Annotated in this window: 12 protein-coding genes; all 12 read right to left on the reverse strand. The window is 56.5% G+C overall.

Annotation, left to right across the window (positions count from 1 at the left end; translation table 11 throughout):
- Window positions 1-11 precede the first annotated feature (11 nt).
- The gene (gene recD / locus RAC65_RS15500) at window positions 12-1,865 is read right to left on the reverse strand and encodes an exodeoxyribonuclease V subunit alpha (RefSeq protein WP_375096857.1); all 1,854 of its coding nucleotides are present in this window, start codon (window positions 1,863-1,865) and stop codon (window positions 12-14) included.
- Window positions 1,862-5,401, reverse strand: coding sequence for an exodeoxyribonuclease V subunit beta (gene recB / locus RAC65_RS15505; protein ID WP_375096858.1), 3,540 nt, complete (start codon window positions 5,399-5,401; stop codon window positions 1,862-1,864). Before recB ends, recD begins: the two co-directional genes overlap by 4 nt.
- A complete protein-coding gene (gene ptrA / locus RAC65_RS15510; protein WP_375096859.1) occupies window positions 5,398-8,286 on the reverse strand; it encodes a pitrilysin in 2,889 nt (962 codons plus the stop codon). The genes recB and ptrA overlap by 4 nt, the downstream gene beginning before the upstream one ends.
- A gap of 99 nt (window positions 8,287-8,385) precedes the next feature.
- Window positions 8,386-11,763: an exodeoxyribonuclease V subunit gamma gene (recC, locus tag RAC65_RS15515; protein ID WP_054687109.1), complete on the reverse strand. Its 3,378-nt coding sequence runs from the start codon at window positions 11,761-11,763 to the stop codon at window positions 8,386-8,388.
- Window positions 11,764-11,866: 103 nt separating this feature from the next.
- Entirely contained in the window at window positions 11,867-12,193 is a 327-nt protein-coding gene (locus RAC65_RS15520; RefSeq protein ID WP_172913418.1) for a prepilin-type N-terminal cleavage/methylation domain-containing protein, read from the reverse strand.
- The gene (locus RAC65_RS15525) at window positions 12,153-12,557 is read right to left on the reverse strand and encodes a DUF2509 family protein (RefSeq protein WP_164482536.1); all 405 of its coding nucleotides are present in this window, start codon (window positions 12,555-12,557) and stop codon (window positions 12,153-12,155) included. Before RAC65_RS15525 ends, RAC65_RS15520 begins: the two co-directional genes overlap by 41 nt.
- Entirely contained in the window at window positions 12,554-13,081 is a 528-nt protein-coding gene (locus tag RAC65_RS15530; RefSeq protein ID WP_174250598.1) for a prepilin peptidase-dependent protein, read from the reverse strand. The genes RAC65_RS15525 and RAC65_RS15530 overlap by 4 nt, the downstream gene beginning before the upstream one ends.
- Window positions 13,078-13,548 (reverse strand): prepilin peptidase-dependent protein, encoded by a 471-nt coding sequence (locus RAC65_RS15535; RefSeq protein WP_033739681.1) that lies wholly within the window; start codon window positions 13,546-13,548, stop codon window positions 13,078-13,080. The genes RAC65_RS15530 and RAC65_RS15535 overlap by 4 nt, the downstream gene beginning before the upstream one ends.
- A gap of 189 nt (window positions 13,549-13,737) precedes the next feature.
- Window positions 13,738-14,532, reverse strand: coding sequence for a thymidylate synthase (gene thyA / locus RAC65_RS15540; protein ID WP_375096860.1), 795 nt, complete (start codon window positions 14,530-14,532; stop codon window positions 13,738-13,740).
- Window positions 14,529-15,410 carry a prolipoprotein diacylglyceryl transferase gene (lgt, locus tag RAC65_RS15545; RefSeq protein ID WP_033739682.1) on the reverse strand — a complete coding sequence of 294 codons (882 nt, stop codon included), beginning with the start codon at window positions 15,408-15,410 and terminating at the stop codon, window positions 14,529-14,531. Before lgt ends, thyA begins: the two co-directional genes overlap by 4 nt.
- Window positions 15,411-15,518: 108 nt before the next feature.
- The gene (gene ptsP / locus RAC65_RS15550) at window positions 15,519-17,765 is read right to left on the reverse strand and encodes a phosphoenolpyruvate--protein phosphotransferase (protein WP_006120799.1); all 2,247 of its coding nucleotides are present in this window, start codon (window positions 17,763-17,765) and stop codon (window positions 15,519-15,521) included.
- 12 nt (window positions 17,766-17,777) lie between these two features.
- The gene (rppH, locus tag RAC65_RS15555) at window positions 17,778-18,305 is read right to left on the reverse strand and encodes an RNA pyrophosphohydrolase (RefSeq protein WP_006120800.1); all 528 of its coding nucleotides are present in this window, start codon (window positions 18,303-18,305) and stop codon (window positions 17,778-17,780) included.
- Window positions 18,306-18,876: the final 571 nt, after the last annotated feature.

Here is an 18,876-nt window from a genome sequence, read left to right on the forward strand (position 1 = left end):
CGCCCGACCTGTTATCCCTGCGTTTCCGCCCCCAGCCTTTCCACCAGGCCACTTCGCCGCTGCGTCTGCAACTGGACTGCCCGTTCAAATATCGCGCGATCGCTGTAAAGGGTCAGTTGTTTGCGTGCACGGGTAATGGCCGTGTAAACCAGCTCACGGGTCAGGACCGGCAAAAACTGCGTCGGCATGACCAGCGCGGTATGATCAAACTCTGAACCCTGCGACTTGTGCACCGTCATCACCCATGCCGTTTCATGAGACGGCAAACGGCTGGGCTGAATCGCTTTCACGCTGCCGTCTGGCAACGGAAAAAACACCCTGAGTTGCCCTTTAGCATCACGCAACGTAATCCCGATATCGCCGTTAAACAGCCCCAGGGCACTGTCGTTGCGGGTGATCATCACCGGACGTCCCGGATACCAGCGGCTGCCGAGTGCAGGACGCCGGATGCGCTGTAGCTGCATCAGGCGCTGTTCGATGCGCTGATTTAATCCGTGCACACCGAATGGCCCTTCACGCAGGGCACACAGAAGCTGATAACGGCTAAATGCCGCAATGGCCTGTTCTGGCGCAGCCTGACGCTGAACGGCATCCAGATAGTCCTGATAGCCCTGCGCCACCTCGTTCAGCATGGTCTGATATGCCTCACCGTCATTCAGCGGCTGAAAAGACAGGTCAGCATGTCCGGCGGCGAACACCTTACTCATCTGGCGCGCATCGCCCTGGTTGACGGTGCGGGCAAGCTGGCCAATACCGGACTTTTCGTCAAAGCGGTAACTCTGGCGGAGCAGACAAATGCTGTCGCGAACGGCAGGCGCGGTATCGTCATCGCTGCCCGTAAGCGCACATTCGGTAAGCGTCACCAGTTGTGCGGCGCGCGCCGGACTGAAGCCGGTTTCGCTGCAACGACAAATGTCCCCCAACACCGCTCCGGCTTCAACCGAAGCCAGCTGATCGCGATCGCCCAGAAACACCACTCTGGCGTGAGGCGGCAAGGCGGAAATCAGTTTTGCCATCATCGTCAGATCAACCATCGACGCTTCATCAACCACCAGCACATCCAGGTGTAACGGGTTACCCGCATGGTAGCGCATGCGCTGCGAGTCAGGCTGTGCGCCAAGCAGGCGATGCAGCGTGGTCGCTTCAGCAGGAAAACGCGCACGCTCGTCATCGTCCACCGCCAGTCCCTGCAGGGCTTTTCCCAGGGATTCGGTCAGACGGGCTGCCGCTTTCCCTGTCGGTGCCGCCAGCTGTATGCGCAGAGGTTCGGGATTCAGGCGAATCAGCGCCGCCAGCAATTTCGCCACCGTCGTGGTTTTGCCGGTACCGGGTCCGCCTGAAATAACGGCGGTTTTACGGGTCAGTGCCACCGCAGCAGCAATTTTTTGCCAGTCGTCAGGTTGACGGCCAAATAACGTCTGCAGAACATCTCGTGCCTGTTGCGAATCAAACGTCCCGCTATCCGGCTGCAATGAGAAAAAACGGGCAACCTGGCCTTCACTTTGCCAAAGCCGGTGCAGGTATAAACGCTGGTGACTCAGCACCAGGGGCGTCACAACGCGGCCATCGCTCACAGCTGACCAACTGGCCAGCTGTGCATGCCGCTCTGCTTCATCGGGCGCGCCTGCGGCCTGCCACAATGCCTGCGCCAGTGCGGGCTGACGACCGGAGAACAGCCCAGCCTCATTCAGGTTAGCCAGCGGCAGGCAGACATGTCCTTCGCCCGCGTCGGCACTCACACAGGCCGCTGCCAGCAACCGAAAGGGTTGCGTCTCATCTGCAATCAGGCGGGCAAACTGAATATCCAGAGGACGCAGTAAACGCTTTTCGACTGCCTGAAGCAGCAAGGCGTTTATATCACTCATAAGCTCTCCTCTGTATGACCAAACAATGCATCCAGTTCCTCAATAAAGGCGGGATCGGGACGAGTGGTAAAGATGCCGTTATCGGCAGAGGTGCCATCCACCCCGCGCAGGAATACATAAAAGATGCCGCCAAAATGCTGTTGGTAATCATAGCCCGCCAGGCGGTGCTGCAGATACCGGTGCAGCGCCAGTGTGTACAGCTGATATTGCAGGTCATAGCGATGGTCGATCATGGCCTGCGCCATCGCCTCCTGCGTATACGCGGTATGGCTGTCACCCAGCCAGTTCGATTTGTAATCCAGCAGATAATATTTTCCCTGCCAGCGAAATACCAAATCAATAAACCCTTTTAGCATGCCTTTCACCTGACGGAAATCCAGCGCGGCAGCGCGCTGCGACAGTGGATCGTACCGGCGCATCAGCGCATCCAGATCGGCAGCCGTCAGCAGGCGGTTGATCGGCAGGTAAAACTCCATCTCAATCAGCCGATCAGCGCTGCGGATGCAGTCCAGGGTTAAGCCGTCTTTGTTGAGCGGCGTGGTCAGTACGCGGGCGATCCACTGCTGAATCACGGGCAGCCAGTTCAGGGAATAGCCCTGTTGCTGAAGCTGATCCTCCAGCCAGAATGCGTCCGGCGGCTCAGTGAAATCCATGGCCTCAAACAGCCCGTGCAGAAACGTGCCGGGAGCCGCACCGCGGGGGAAGTGGTGCGGCGTTAACAAGGGCTCTTCATCCTCAACCGCCTCACCAGCAGCATCAATATCGAATTTCGGCAAAGCATCCAGCAGGGGGGAACTGCCGTGCTGTTGTAATCCGGAGTAACTGGTGACGCGCCAACTGTCCGCCAGCGCTCGGGTCATTTCCCGACTGCTCAGCGCGTTCTCGCGGTGTTCGCTGTCCTGCCACTTCGCGCCGGGCTGCAGCTCGCTCCGTATCACCTCAATCCCTTCGCCTGCGAGCGCCTCAAGATGGTGACTGAGCACGGCGGCATCGCCGCTCTCACCGCGCTGTACCAGGTAGCCCAGCGCGCTCTTATGCAGATCGCTGTCGCCCTCTTTTTTACGCGCGCCTTTGATTAGGGGCGCAATACCCACGCTGCAGTGGTAAACCGAGCGCGTCAGCGCGACATAGAGCAGCCGTAAATCCTCGGCCAGTCGCTCCTCTTCCGCCAGCGTCAGGCTCTGTGCATCGCCCTGCACGTCGAGCATGGCAGCAAAACTTTCACGGTCGTGATACAGGGCGCTGGCCGCTTCGCGAAATCCGGCCGCAAACGGCAGCCAGACCAGCGGATACTGCAGGCCTTTGGATTTGTGAATCGTGACGATCTGCACCAGGTGGCGATCGCTTTCCAGACGCAGCTGCTGACTGGCGGCCTGGCTGTCAGGGCGGGCAATTTGCTGTGCCAGGAAACGCACCAGAGCATGCGTGCTGTCGAGCTGCGTTGCCGCTTCCTGCAGTAATTCGCCCAGATGCATCAGATCGGTTAAGCGCCGCTCGCCATTTTCGGAAGCCAGCATATTTTCCGCCAGTTGCCGTTTAATCATTACATCGCGCAACATGGGCAGTACGCCACGTTGCTGCCAGATCTGCTGCCAGCTGACAAACTGCTCTACCAGCGCATCCCACTCACGTTCGTTTTGCGCCAGCGCATCAAGTTGGGCGGCATCGATAGCAAAGATGGACGTGGCCAGCGCGCTACGCAGCAGTCGCTCCTGTTCAGGTGACTGCACCGCCTGCAACAGCCATAACAGCTCGCGCGCTTCAGGCGTGGTATAAACGCTGTCGCGGCTGGAAAGATAGACCGACGGAATGGCCAGCTTATTCAGCGCGTCACGAATCAGACTGGCTTCATTGCGGCTACGCACCAGTACGGTGATATCCGAGGCCTTAACCGGCTGCAGTGCATCGCCTTTCCCTAACCGCGCCTTGCCCTGCTGACCGGCCGCCAGCCAGCGGCTGATATCGGCCGCACACTGCTGGGCCATAAATTGTTGGTAATCACTTACTCCAACACCTTCGCCCGGCTGGAGCCAGAAGCGCAAGGCTGGCTGGGGCTGATCATGGTAAACCAGCGTTAACGCCTGATTCGGGGCGGCCGGGCTGACCGGAAGAAACGGAATGGAAGAAAATAAAAAGGGTGCGTCAACCTGTGAAAACAGGCGGTTGACGCTGTTCACCATCGCGGGCGATGAGCGCCAGTTCGTCTCCAGCGTATAGTGAGCACTAACTTCACTACGGGCGCGTAAGTAGGTAAAAATATCTGCGCCGCGAAACGCATAGATCGCCTGCTTGGGATCGCCAATGAGCAGCAACGCCACATCCGGCTGTTGAATATACAGCGTACGGAAGATTCGGTACTGTTGCGGGTCGGTATCCTGAAACTCGTCAATCAGGGCCACCGGGAAACGGCCACGAATGGTTTCGGCCAGCAGCGCCCCGCCCGGCTGCTGAAGCGCTTCATCCAGACGACTTAACAGATCGTCAAATCCCAGCAAGGCACGCTGCCGTTTTTCCCGCTGCACCGTTTCTTTCACCTCGCTCAGCGCCTGCCAGATGATGATATCGCGGAGCGTCAGCGGTTCGGCAAGAAAGCCATCGACGGCATCGAACACCGCATGTTGCGGTGCCTCGCCCTTTTTGGTTTTTTCGTGCAGCACCTGCTGGCCAAAGCGTTCAAGCTCTTTAGGAAACTGGTAATCCAGCGTATCGCTCTGTGCCCACTGAGTCACTTTCGCCACCCAGTTAGGTAAGTGCTTACTGCTGTAGCTGCGTTTGTCGACGCCGGAAGCCGCGATCATCCCTTCGATATCGGCACAGACAGTCTGCCACTGCTGCTTGAGGGCCTGGATGCGTTGCAGGTTAGCGGTATGACGTGATGCCAGCGTTTCGTCTGCGCGAGGCGGACGCTTCAGCCTGGGGGATTCCCCCTGCAGCCAGGGCCGTAACGTCGTCAACAAACTGTCCGGGCCGCTCCACTCCGCCGCGATCACCCGGGCCACATCCAGTGACAGGGGATAACACTGGCGACGCCAGAAATCCGCCGCGGCCTGGCGGAGTAACGTTTGTTCGTTTTCGATGAGTTCCTGCTCGAACAACATGCCTGACTCAAAGGCATTCAGGTTGAGCATGCGCTGGCAAAAACCATGAATGGTAAAAATCGCCGCTTCATCCATTTGCCGCTCAGCCGCCAGCAGCAGCGAGGCCGCCTGGGGCAAATCCGCTATCTGCTCAATCAGCTGTTGGTGCATGGTGTTATGGCTTTTACCCCGCACGCAGGCGAGCCGAAGCTGATGAATATTGTCACGAATACGGCCGCGCAGCTCCGCCGTGGCGGCTTCTGTAAAAGTCACCACCAGGATCTCTTCGACTGACAGCGGCCTGCGCCAGGCGTTCTCGCCCCCCAGCCCTAATAACAAACGCAGGTAGAGCAGACCAATCGTAAAGGTTTTACCGGTGCCCGCTGAGGCTTCAATTAACCGCTCGCCGTTGAGGGGCAGCGTTAGGGGGTTTAACGGTTCAGGTCTGGACGCCGTCATGGTGCTTCACTCTTGACCGGCAAAGACTGCTGTAATTTGGCGATTTCTGGCCAGGTCCGCCAGCCCGGTAACGGTGCGAACGCGATGTTATGCTCGCCGCTACCGGCGATTTGAGAGGTCATTGCCATGCCCTTTTTCTGCATGACGGCCTGGTGAAAGAAGTCCGCCAGTCCGGCAGGGGTAAGCTGTTGAACCTGCTCCATCAGCTTTTGTCGGGTATCAAAATCGTAATTCTGCCGATCAAAATCGCGGCTGTAACGATCGGCCTCTTCATTCAGCGTTTGTGGACGCTGTTTCAAATCGTTGATCATGGCCTGCTGATACTGCACAAAATCGGCCTGACTCATCGAGCGCAGGCGGTGTTCCGCCTGGGGATAAAACGCCTGATAGCGCTGCATCAGATAAGCGGGTGGCTTACTGTTACTTTGCAGCAGAAAGCCAATCCCCCACTGACGCCCTACCGGCATCCTGAACGCAAACACGGCATAACCTAACTGCTCCTCGGTACGCAGTTGGTTATAGAACCACGGCTGGACAATCTGACTGAGCATCGCGCTGTTGGCCATACTCTGGTATTCGTCATAACCCAGGGGAATATAGAGCGCCGCCAGCGCAGAGTCCGTACTGCTGCCGTGCTGCTCCAGATTCGCCTTAAGCGGCTTTTCGACACTGAGGTAATTGCTGTGCCAGTAGTGCGTACCGTCGCACTGCATCTGCTGTTTCAGCTCGCGTCCCAGTTGCGTCACACTGTCAGCACTCAGGTTACCGATCACCATCATTTCTGGCGTGGCATTTTTAATTAAGGCATCGCGATAGGCCACGACATCCTTCAGTGTAATCCCCTTGACCAGCTTACGGCGCGTGTCTCGCTGCGTGTAAGGCAGCTGGGATAAGAGCTGCATAGGCTGGATCGCCTGCTCGAAGGCTTTTCCTTTCTCTGCGGCATCCAGACGCTCCAGATACCAGGATTTGGCCTGTTGTAGCTGTGCCTCGCTGGGCTGAAAAGTGCTGTAGCGATTAACTAACTGCTTAAGCAGGTCAGGCAGGCGTTGTGTAAAGCCGCTGGCATTAAAGACCAGACCATCGTTTTCGCTGGTTGAAAAACTGATGCCGCCAATAGACGCCTGGGAACTCAGTTCATCCAGCGCCAGGCTTGCCAGATAATCATTCAGGCCGAACAGTACCTGCTGACGCGCATCACTGATCGCCTGCTGATTTCGCAGCGCGACGGTGATGCTGGCCTTTGGCTCGCTGGCATAGAACTGGCTTGGCATCCAGTAAATACGCATCCCGAAATCATTGTCGAGCTTAACCGGATGACGGTAGGTTTTGTCAGTCGACACCAGGGTAAACGCATCGGGAATGTAGGGATTTAAGCGCGGCATGGCGAGCTGAATCGCCTGGCCACGCTGTTGCCATTGCGTCAACGTCTGGGCCGTTATCTTATCAACCTGATAAGGCGCATTCACAAAATAGGCCAGCTTGTTATGCGGTTCCTGCGGGCTGATGTACCAGATTCGCGCCTGCGCTGGCGTCATGCTTTCCAGACGAGCATTGATAGCCGCGGGATCGTAGCGATCGGCCAGATAAGGCGCATCCAGCGTGTGCTCAACCGGGACACGCAGCATCGTATCCGCCAGCCACTCAATATAGTCCATGTCGCGGGTGATTGACGGATAACGGAAGTCCAGCGCCAGCACATGCGAAACTTCATCGAAATAGCGTTGGTCGATACCGTTTTTGCGCAGCATCGCGAGATAGCTAAAAACAGCCGCGACGACCTCATCACGTTGTGCCAGACCTTTGTCCGTTAATGACACGCTGATGGAGAACACGCCGCTGGTGCGCTCGGTCACCGGATCGGCCCCCGCGCTGACGCCGTCGGCCAGGCCCTGTTTTTGCAGCCAGTCGGCCAGCGTATTGGGGCTGCGGTTACCAATGACATAGCTGATAAGCGTGTCCGTTTTACTGCGAAAGCGGTCGCTGTTATTCGGTATACGGAACTCGATTTTTAACTGCTTACGCGGCTGCGCCGGCACATAGTGAATAATGATGCCCTGCTGGGCTTCCGTGACGACCGGCTCGGTAATCGCGGGAACGCTGGCATTGTGGTTAGCCACGCGCCCAAACGTATTCACGGCGATGGTCGCCATCTCTGCCAGCGGTTTATTACTGTAGATCACCGCCTTCATCAGATTGGCTGAATAGTGCGTGTGGTAAAAGTCCAGCAGCGCCTGATGCAGATTACTGCCGGGCTTATCGCGCAGGGTATCCAGATTGCCGCCGTAAAAATGCGCGGCCGGGTGCGCCGGGTTAATCGTCTCAGCCCCGACCTGTCCCATGCGCAAACCGTCACGGGACCGTGCCATGGTCAACTCCGCATTGACCGCATGGCGTTCCCGATCGGCATTGACCGGATCCAGTAAGGGTTCGGCAATCGCGTCGGCCAGACGATCGACGGCAGGCTCAAGCGCATCGTTTTCGACTTCGAGGTAATAAGCCGTGCGACAGGAGGCGGTGCTGGCATTATGGCTGCCACCGTGTTTCTTGAGAAAATCGGCAAGGCTGTCAGGCTGTGGGTAACGCGTTGAGCCCATCAGCACCATATGTTCAAGGTAATGCGCCAGGCCGGGCTGCTGCGCGGGATCATCCAGTGAGCCAATGGGCAATGTCAGCGCAGCAAGGGATTTCGGCGCCTGAGTATCTGAAACCAACAGCACCGTCATGCCATTATTCAGCGTGATGGCCTGATACTGACGCGGATCCTGTTCGCTTTTCCCGATGGGCGTGTTGACAGGCTGCCAGCCCGCGCCGGTTTCGGCTTGTACCGCCAGCGCCAGTAAGCCCAGCAGAATGGCGGCGATCAAGCGTGCATGTGTGCGCATGTAAAACCTCTTACGTTACCCAAAAGCCGCGTTGCGAGCGCATTAACGGCTGAAAGTACAACAAACTTTTTGATGTTTTCATTACCCGGCAGCGGTCGCTTACCGGTCGTCCTGATGCGCCTGGAGTACCGGTAAATACCAGCATTCAGCCGCGTCGGTTATCTGCTGTATCCGGGGTTCATCCAGTGCCCTGCATAACCGTTGCAGGTAGGGATCGCTTCCCTCACCTTCCTGTTGGTAACCGCCGACCCAGGCGGCAAGCAGAGCGTTACGGGCTTTGAGCTGTGTCGCCTCATCTGTCATAAACTGATGATTTTTCTTGTCAAAACACGCATTAAGCCAGGCACCACCGCTTTTGGTCAGCAACATCAAAGGCTCGCGCATGCCCTGCAGATAGCCTTGCATATAGCGCGCCAGCGCATCAGTCGCCTCATCCGGCGGCACGGCAGGAAAGCACCAGTAGCTGTGCTGTCGACCAAACATCCGACTTTTACCGTCGCCACCCAGTGCACAATAAACTAAATGTTCCAGCCACAGTAATAAACCGTCATTGATATTCAGCACACCCGGTCGCCAACGCAGCAGGCCATCGCTCTGCACCTGGGTTAACCAGCCAGTTAATGTGACGCCCGCCAGTGCCAGATTGATCTCCCGACTTTCACCCTCACTGCGCTGAGTGATCACCTCTGCGGCCACCTCCTGCATCTCTTCGCGCTGAGCCTGCCAGAACAGCTCGCCAAACGCCCCATAAGGTAAATTGCCAGCGGCGCGGTGATGGGCATAAAGGCGATCGGTGTCCTCCCCTGTTACCAGCGCATTCAGTAGCTGCGCATTGATCTGATAGCGCTCCAGGCTGTCCAGAGCAAAGGGTTCACTGTCGGGCAGTTCATTTTCTTCAAGCCAGAAATTGACCCCCAGGCGCTGCTGAAACCAGGCCCGAACCGGATGACGCCAGAAGCGCAGAAACTGTTCGAAGGCTAATGTCTCTACAGGCGGTGTGCTCAGCGGCTGAACAAAATCAGGCTGGGGCTGACCGGTGCCCTGCGCGGCAGGCAGCCATTCACGAGCAAAGCTGTGTGCCGCTGACGCAGGCTGGAAGTTTTCCGGCGCAAACGGCATCCGGCTGTGTAAATGTTCCAGGTGTGCCCGTACCCGCTGTGCGCTGTCATCCAGTTCCCTGTCCTCGTCGCCAGGCAGGTAAAAACTTTGCCCGATATACTCCAGCAATTCGGTGACCAGCACCGAAGGGTAACGTTCGGTATTGTCCTGAATAGCGCGGCCAATATAGCTGATATAGAGCTGTTGCTGAGCGGAAATCAGGGCTTCCAGAAACAGATAGCGGTCGTCATCACGACGGCTACGGTCACCTTTGCGCGACTGCTGCTGCATCAGGTCAAACCCCAGCGGCGCTAAGGTGCGCGGATAAACGCCGTCGTTCATCCCCAGTAAGCACACCACGCTGAAGGGAATCGAGCGCATCGGCATCAGGGTACAAAAATTGATTTGCCCGGCCAGAAAGCGTTGACTGATCCGCTGCTGATCCAGCCGCCCACGCAGATCGTCGCGCAGGAGCACGACCGGAATCGCCTCATTGAAACGCGCGTCCATACCGTACTCAATCAGCGTCTTCCACTGCTCTTCCACCAGCAGCAATGCCGCTTCTGTTTCGGTATCCGGTGTAAAAAAGGCATTCAGCAGTTCGCGACACAGCGGCAGCCAGGCCTCCAGCGGGCGCGGCTCCGATAAGACCTGTCGCCAGTGATTAAGCCGGGACAGCAGTTCGGCCAGATGGCCCGCCAGTTCGGCGACCAGCCCACTTGATTCGTCATAAGGCAGAATACCTTGCCAGTCGCCATGCTGGCTTTCCATTGCATATCCCAGCAGCATACGTTGCAAACCAAAGCGCCAGGTATGCTGACCGGTGACCGGCAGAGCCAGCGCTTCCACACTGGCATCATCCAGCCCCCAGCGCACGCCTGATTCGCTGACCCAGCGGCGCAACAGACGCAGGCCGCTTTCGTCAATCGAGAAGTGATTCGCTAAGGCCGGGACATCCAGCAGCGCCAGCACATCTTCAGAGACAAACCGGCTGTCCGGCAGTGACAGTAATTGCAGAAACGCGACGATAGCAGGATGCGCCTGACTGGCACGACGGTCAGAAATGGCAAACGGCAGATAGCGTTCTGCCGGGGCGTTTGCAAACACGGCCTGAATAAAAGGCGCGTAAGCGTCAATATCGGCCACCATGACGATAATATCCCGCGCTTTCAGCTCAGGATCGGCTTCCATCAATGCCAGAAGATGATCCTGTAGCACTTCAACTTCGCGCTGCGCACTGTGGCAAACCTGGATGGCAACAGAGCGATCCTGCGGGTCCAGCCGCCGTTTCTGCCCACTGTAAGCCAGTTCATCCGCCGTCAGGCCAATGATTGCCCTGTCCTGCAGATTAAGAAGATCGTGCTGCATGCAGTGCAGCAGGTTGTCTTCTTCGACGTCAACAAACGCATCGATTTCGCTGTTCAGCTCCATCTGGCTGAGCAGGAAGAGGTTATCGCGGCCTAACTTGCCCCAGGAGGCCAGCAGCGGGTTAGTCAGATGTTGTTCCCCTTGCTCACTAAACAGGGCTGGCGCGCGCGCCACATCACTGAATAAACCGCGATATTCTTCCCGGTCATGACGCCGCCGCTGGCGGCTTTGTAGCTTCGCCAGAAACGCATAGTCCTGAATATCGCCCCAGTAATCACGGCAGGGATTGGTAAACAGCAGATAGATATCAACGTGCCGCCCCAGCGCCTGCAACGCCTGTAAATAGACCGGCGGCAGCGCTGAAATACCACAGATAAACACCCGCTGCGGCAGGTTATCAGGTCGGGTTTGTGCCTGCTCAAGCGTGGTAATAAAGCGCGCATAGAGGTTGGCACGATGCCATTTGGGCTGGCCCAGCGCGTCGGTATAGTCGACTAAATCACGCCACAACGCGGCCTGCCACACCTGCGCCTCTCCCAGGCCCTCGATCTGTTGACCGCGTTCCCAGCTGTTAAGCCAGTCCGCGCGGTAAACCAGATACTGGTCAAACAGGTCGGCAATGCGGGCACTGAGCTGAAAAAGTTTGCGCCTGTCTCCGTCGTCACTCAGATAATGGCGCAGTGAGGCAAACTCGTCCTGCAGCAGCAACGTGGGTAAACGATGCATCAGTTTCCAGCTCATGCTGGCTTTGCTGAAGGCGCTCTCCGGCGGAATGTCTGGCAGGACGCGCACAAACATTTCCCAGATAAAGCTGGCCGGGAGCGGGAATTCGATATTTGCCGCAATGCCAAAGGTGCGCGCCAGTTCCATCTGCAACCACTGCGCCATCCCCGGGCTTTGCACCAGCACCATTTCTGACGCAAAGGGATCGTCAAGCGGATCCAGTTTAATCACTCTCGCTGCCAGACTTTTGAGCAGATCAAGCTGATTAGAGTGATAAACGTGAAACATGCAAACTCCTGTGGAAACGCTAAACGGCATGGCGATGGCAGACGGTACTCACTCTACCGCGTATCGCATTTGAAGCCTACCGTGAAAACCCATTCTCATCCGCTCAGCAGTGTAATCGCGTCAGGCTGGCCTGACGTTGATGCGGACCGCTCACCGTAACCGTTTCTAGCGTGCAGCCGCCCGGCCCCGTTTTTTTATCTGACCGCGTTTGCCAGCCCGCCACCTCACGCCCCAACAACCGCTGTTCCGCCACACGCCAGGCTTCACGCTGCTGCCATTGCTGACTAAAGCCGAGCGTTAACACCCGGTGATACTGCAATAAGGCGCTGGTGCTGACGGCCATCAGTAACAGGGCAAACAAGGCTTCCGGCAGGCTGAATCCTGCCGCCTCACAGGCACTGCTCCGGCGCGGATTGCGGGCAATAATCAATCCAGCCCTGTGGCAAGGGACTGATTTTGCTGCCCTCCAGCCTGACCCAGTGCCATAACGCCTTATCACCTTTTTGCGTTTCACCTTTAAGCAATCCTTTCTCATCGTCCACGCGATGCAGGCACGCCTGCCAGCCATACTGCGGCTCGCGCTGGCAGGTGGCAGGTGATTGCGCTGGCCACGTTAATGTCAGTCCCCATTGCAGTGCCGACTGGGCCTGCCAAAACCCCTGAATAGCGTGTTGCTCATCGGCGACGATAAACATTCCCTGCGCCAGCATCTCGCGGCTGGCCTGAAGCGTGATGCCGCCTGTCAGCAGGATGACGAGTACCATCCCCAGCGCACTGTTGCCCTCGGCGTTCACAGATTCATTCCTTCGACCCGGCTTTCCAGCGTTTCGGTTCGGTTCCCGCTTCGCCCCTGCAGTACAACGGTGACCAGCCGGCCTTCACGGCGCACGTCGAATGCCTCAATCGAAAGGAAAGCCGGATCGGAAAGCCGTTCCCATCCACTGCCGTTGCAGTTATCCACACCACGCTGCATCTCCAGTTGGTGTTGTCGCAGCCGGTAACCGTAGTAATCGCTCTCACTGTGCGTAACCCCTTCCCACTGACCGTTGCTGTTCTCGTCAAACCGGATCAGCACACAGCCTTCGGCTGTCATCAGGCCACCCGTTCCGCACGCCCCGTGGCAATAACCCGCCCGCCGGATCGCTTTTTCCAGCGTGGACAGCATTTGCTGTAACTCCTGACGCAGTTGAACCTGTTGTTGCAGCCTGAGGTTTTCGGCCAACAGTCGCGGCATAAAGCGTCCTGCACTGACCATCAGCACCGCACTGATCGCCATGGCGATGAGCATTTCCAGCAGACTAAACCCGGCCATTTTCATTCGCAGTCCGCATCGTCAATACGGCAAAGACGAATTCGCGCCCGTGCAGAAATAATCACCCGTATTTTTCCGGCGCGATTGCGCAGCTCAATGCTGCCCGCTTTGGCCACGTTGCGGCGTCCGTAAAAACCCGGCTCGCCACGCAGGGCGTGAAGGGTGATGTCCGCATACGGCGCGATAAAGTGCAGGCGGCTTGCCGTACTGCAGCCATTCTGTGGCGGTGCTGCCACGCCGATACACCAGGGCTGTGTGGGGCGGTGCCACAGCACCAGGTCCCGGTTTTGCGCATTGGCCTGAGCACGGACGCGTAACAGAAAGTGTTGCAGTTGCAGCGCCGTATCGCGAAGCTGTTGACGCTGCTGCCAGCGCTGCCAGCCTTGCGTGGCAAAGGCGCTGAGTATGCCAGCGATTACCATCACCAGCAGCAGCTCCGCCAGCGTAAACCCTTTTGACTGTGATCTTTTCATGGCGGCAGAGTGCCGCAGCAGCGAGCGCTTCAGCAAGCCCGAAAGCCACCGGTTGGAAGCAAAGCTACAGAATTTTTCCTCTGGATAAAGACATGATCAGTGCAAGTGTGCACCGCGCCGCAACATCGCTGTAAAAAAAACGCCCCGGCATGCTGTGGCAAGACCGGGGCGGATGCTGGCGGCGGGTGTTCAGACCGCAACCGGCGCTTTGATGGCGGGATGCGGATCGTAACCTTCAATCTCAAAATCATCGAAGCGATAGTCAAACAGCGAGGCAGGCTTGCGTTTAATCACCAGCTTCGGTAACGGACGCGGTTCGCGCGTCAGTTGCAGGCGCGCCTGCTCCAGGTGGTTGCTGTAAAGGTGCGTATCGCCGCCGGTCCAGACAAAGTCACCGACCTCCAGATCGCACTGTTGCGCGACCATATGCACCAGCAGCGCATAGCTGGCGATGTTAAACGGCAGCCCCAGGAAAATGTCGCAGGAACGCTGGTAAAGCTGACAGGAGAGCCTGCCATCCGCGACGTAGAACTGGAAAAAGGCATGGCACGGAGCCAGCGCCATTTCATCCAGTTCGCCCACGTTCCACGCCGAGACAATGATGCGGCGGGAATCCGGATCGCGCTTGATCTGTTCAATCACTTTGGTGATCTGATCAATCTCTTCGCCACGGGCGGTGCCCCAGCTACGCCACTGTTTGCCGTATACCGGTCCCAGATTGCCCTGCTCATCTGCCCACTCATCCCAGATAGAGACATTGTTTTCTTTCAGGTAACCAACGTTGGTGTCCCCTTGCAGAAACCACAGCAGCTCATGAATGATGGAGCGAACATGGCACTTTTTAGTCGTGACCAGGGGAAAGCCATCCTGCAGATTAAAACGCATCTGGTGACCAAAAATTGAAAGCGTGCCTGTACCGGTACGGTCAGATTTTGGTGTGCCTTCGTTCAGCACGTAGCGCATTAAGTCCAGATACTGTTTCATTTTTCCTCGTGAAGTTGTTGCTGCGGACGTCGACGGTACGCCCAAATCATCATAATCACACCGGCGATGATCATCGGCAGAGACAGTATTTGTCCCATGCTCAGGCCGCCGGTGAGCAAACCCAGTTGCGCGTCGGGCTGACGGAAGAATTCAACAATAAAGCGGAAGCAACCGTAGCCGATCAGGAACAGGCCGGACACGCTGCCCATCGGGCGGGGTTTGCGAATAAACAGGTTCAGGATAATGAACAACACAATGCCTTCAAGGAACAGTTCATAGAGCTGTGAAGGATGGCGCGGCAGGACGCCATAGGTGTTCAGCAGTGCCTGATATTGTGGGTTGTTAGCCGCCAGCGCGATATCTTCGCTGCGTGAGCCGGGGAACAGCATGGCGAAACGGAAATTGGGATCGACGCGGCCCCACAGTTCACCATTGATAAAGTTGCCCAGACGACCGGCGCCGAGGCCGAACGGAATCAGAGGGGCAATAAAATCAGCAACCTGGAAGAAATGACGTTTGGTACGGCGCGCAAAAATCAGCATCACCAGGATGACGCCAATCAGACCGCCGTGGAACGACATGCCGCCATCCCAGACTTTGAACAGGTAAAGCGGATTTTCCAGGAACAGCGGCAGGTTATAAAACAGCACGTAACCGATACGTCCGCCCAGGAAAACCCCCAGGAAGCCGGCATACAACAGGTTTTCGACTTCCTCTTTTTTCCAGCCGCTGCCGGGTTTGTTCGCGCGGCGCACCGCCAGCCACATGGCGAACACAAATCCCACCAGATACATCAACCCGTACCAGTGAAGCGAAAGCGGTCCGATTGAGAAAATCACCGGATCAAACTGTGGAAATGCGATGTAGCCGTTATTCATCATTCACCGTTTTTTTTCTGCCCTGAAAGGGGACGTGATGCACATAAATTAAGGCTGTGCATCATAGCACAGCCAGTTTTTTGCGTAGTCGCAGAAATGTAACCTGGGTTAACGCCCGCCGCGGATCAGACCGCCCAGACCACGCTGTTCCATAAACGCCGACATCATCTGGCGTACCTCCGTCGCTGACGAGGCTTTAAGCGCCTGGGTGCTGAGCTTCTGCGTTTCTTCGTAATCCAGATGACGCAGCAGGTATTTAACACGCGAGACGTTTTTCCCGTTCATACTGAGGTGGTGATATCCCATTCCCACCAACAGCGCCACGCAGGTCGGATCGCCCGCCATTTCACCACACAAACACAATTCCAGATTCGCCAAATGGGCTTCAACAGAAATGGCCTGCAGTGCGCGCAACATGGCCGGATGGAGGGAATCGTACAGATTCGCCACGCGCGTATTGTTACGATCGACCGCCAGCAAATACTGGGTCAGATCGTTGGTGCCTACCGAGATAAAATCAACACGCGAGGCCAGATGCGGGATCATAAACAGCATCGAGGGCACTTCAATCATGATGCCGATGCGCGGCTTCGGAATCGCATAGCCGAGCATCTCTTCCACTTCTGCCCCGGCACGCTGAATCAGCCGTTTGGCCTCGTCGATCTCATCAATGTGGCTGATCATCGGCAGTAAGATGCTCAGGTTGCCGGAGGCGGCATTCGCACGCAGCATCGCGCGCACCTGCACCAGAAAAATTTCCGGTTGATCGAGCGTCAATCGGATTCCGCGCCAGCCCAGACACGGGTTCTCCTCGCTAATCGGCATGTAAGGCAGTTGTTTATCGGCCCCGATATCCAGCGTACGCAGCGTAACGGGCTTGTCGTGAAAGAGCTGTAACATGCCCTGATACTGTGCCACCTGCTCTTCTTCTGACGGGAATCCGCTTTGCAGCATAAACGGGATTTCCGTACGGTAAAGACCGATGCCGTCAACCCAACTGCCCTGCGTTTGCTCATGCTCCGGGCTCAGTCCCGCATTAAGCATCACCTGTATGCGCTGACCGCTTCTCAGTTCTGCCGGTCTGTCTACACCGCCTTCAGCCATCTTGCTGAGGGCATTTTCTTCATTGATTAACCGCTGGTACTCCTGCACGATCACCGGTTCAGGGTCGATCAGCAGTTCACCACGATAGCCATCGACAATCAGCAGGCGCTTATTGAGCTGGCCGGGCTGAATGTCTGCGCCCATGACCGTGGGGATCCCCATGGCGCGGGTCAGGATCGCGGCGTGCGAATTCGCGGCGCCGTCACGCACCACAATACCGGCCAGGCGATCATGCGGGATCTCGGCGAGCGTTGTCGCTGTCAGCTCATCGGCTACCAATACAAAGCGTTCGGGCCAGGCATTGACGCCCACCAGGGAATCATCAAGGTGGAACAGCAACCGCTGTCCAAGCACCCGCAGATCGCCCGCGCGCTCTTTCAGATAGCTATCCGTCAGGCTGGCAAACTGCGCGGCAAACTTTTCAATCACGGTTTTGACTGCCCACTCGGCCACGGATCCGCGTTCGATCTCATCGAAGAGATCTTTTTTCAGGCGGGCATCCGTTAACAGGTGCGAGTAGAGATCGAAGATTGCCGCGCTTTCTTTCTGCGCGCTGGCAGAAAAGCGTTTACTGAAGCGACGAAACTCACTAGCGGCTTCGCTCATCGCCAGTGACAAGCGCTCACGTTCGCGCAGTGGATCCAGCGTGGAGGCCGCGGAGACCTGATCGAGCAGGGGTTGAGTTTCATCCACCCAGCCCGGCGCAACCGCCACACCCGGCGCGGCCGCGATGGCGCGAACACGGGCCTGCCGATACTGGCCAAAAAGCTGGCTCAGCTGCGATTGTGACAGCAGGGCCGCTAGCTGGGTGGCGAGCGTAACCAGAAAAGACTCTTCGCTTTCGTCGAACTGGCGATGCTCGCGCTGCTGCACCACCAGCACACCCAGAAGCTGGCGGCGACTAATGATGGGCACACCAAGGAAAGAGCGATAGCGTTCTTCCTTAACGGAGGGGATGTATTTAAAGCTCGGATGGCTCTGCGCATCAGCCAGGTTGATAGGCTCGGCCAGGCGACCGACCAGGCCCACAATCCCTTCATCAAACGCCAGTTTCACCGTCAGGCCACGCGGTTTTTTCAGACCGCGCGTCGCCATCAGGTAATAACAGCGATGATCGTGATCGGCCAGATAAACGGAACAGACTTCCGTTTCCATCGCCAGACAGATCTCATTAACCAGGATGTCGAGTGCTTCGTTCAGACGGGGCGCACTCGCCACCTTTTCAACAATTTCTCGCAACTGAGTGAGCATAAAGGGCGTGGCCTATCCTCTTTTACGTCGATGGGCAGGATGATTTCGCTGCACCGCACTCTCCTGCATGGACATGACAACGCCTGCAAACTCCTTCATCACCCGACGGTACACATCGCGTTTAAAAGAGACAACCTGACGTACCGGATACCAAAAGCTCACCCAGCGCCAGCCGTCGAATTCCGGCGTGCTACTGTGTTGCACATTAATATCTGCATCACTGCACATCAACTGCAGAAGAAACCACTTTTGTTTCTGACCAATACAAACCGGTTTTGTGTCCCAACGCACCAAACGTTTTGGCAATTTGTAGCGCAACCAGTTACGGGTAGATGCAAGTATTCGGACATCCTTTCTGTGTAACCCTACTTCTTCGAACAATTCGCGATACATCGCCTGTTCTGCGGTTTCACCGGGATTGATGCCTCCCTGAGGAAATTGCCAGGAGTGCTGTCCAAAGCGCCTGGCCCATAACACTTGTCCCTGCCTGTTACAAATTACGATACCAACATTCGGGCGGTAGCCATCATCATCGATCACTGGACTACCTCAAAAGCTAAATTTGAATGGTCTGATTGTTTCACACTCCTTACAGGCGGTAAACCACTGGATTCGCGGGCAATGGGGACCGTAATCTCGGGATAACTCACAGAAGAATGCAAAGTTATAAACAAAGTACCGAGAAAACATCGATCTTATTCACGTTTTCTGTGGATAGCTTTGTGTAGAACACGGGAGTTAACTGAATAACCCGTTGGGAGGAATCTGAATACGCTTTACTGTGATTCCGAAATAGCCATTGAAATATAAGACTATTTCTCTGCTGAGGTTTGAATAAATTCGTCTGAGTGACATTGTATAATGTCCTGCCGCTGACAATTGGCTAAAGATCCACCACCCGGCTTTTTATCCACAGAGATCGGTTCAAGCTTGCAGCAAACCGGCTAATTTTTGCTAAAAAACAGCAAAGTCAAGGCTGTAAATCGAACCAGTAACCCGTCTGATGCCAGGTTATCCCATCTTTCTGTGGATAACTGGTCATAAGATCCTGTTCATTGTTGATAGCAAGTTGGGATAACCTGACCCGTCGTTAACAGCATGAGGCGGTGCA

The sequence above is a fragment of the Pantoea sp. BS_8 genome (assembly GCF_041954965.1).
Classification (GTDB): domain Bacteria; phylum Pseudomonadota; class Gammaproteobacteria; order Enterobacterales; family Enterobacteriaceae; genus Pantoea; species Pantoea stewartii.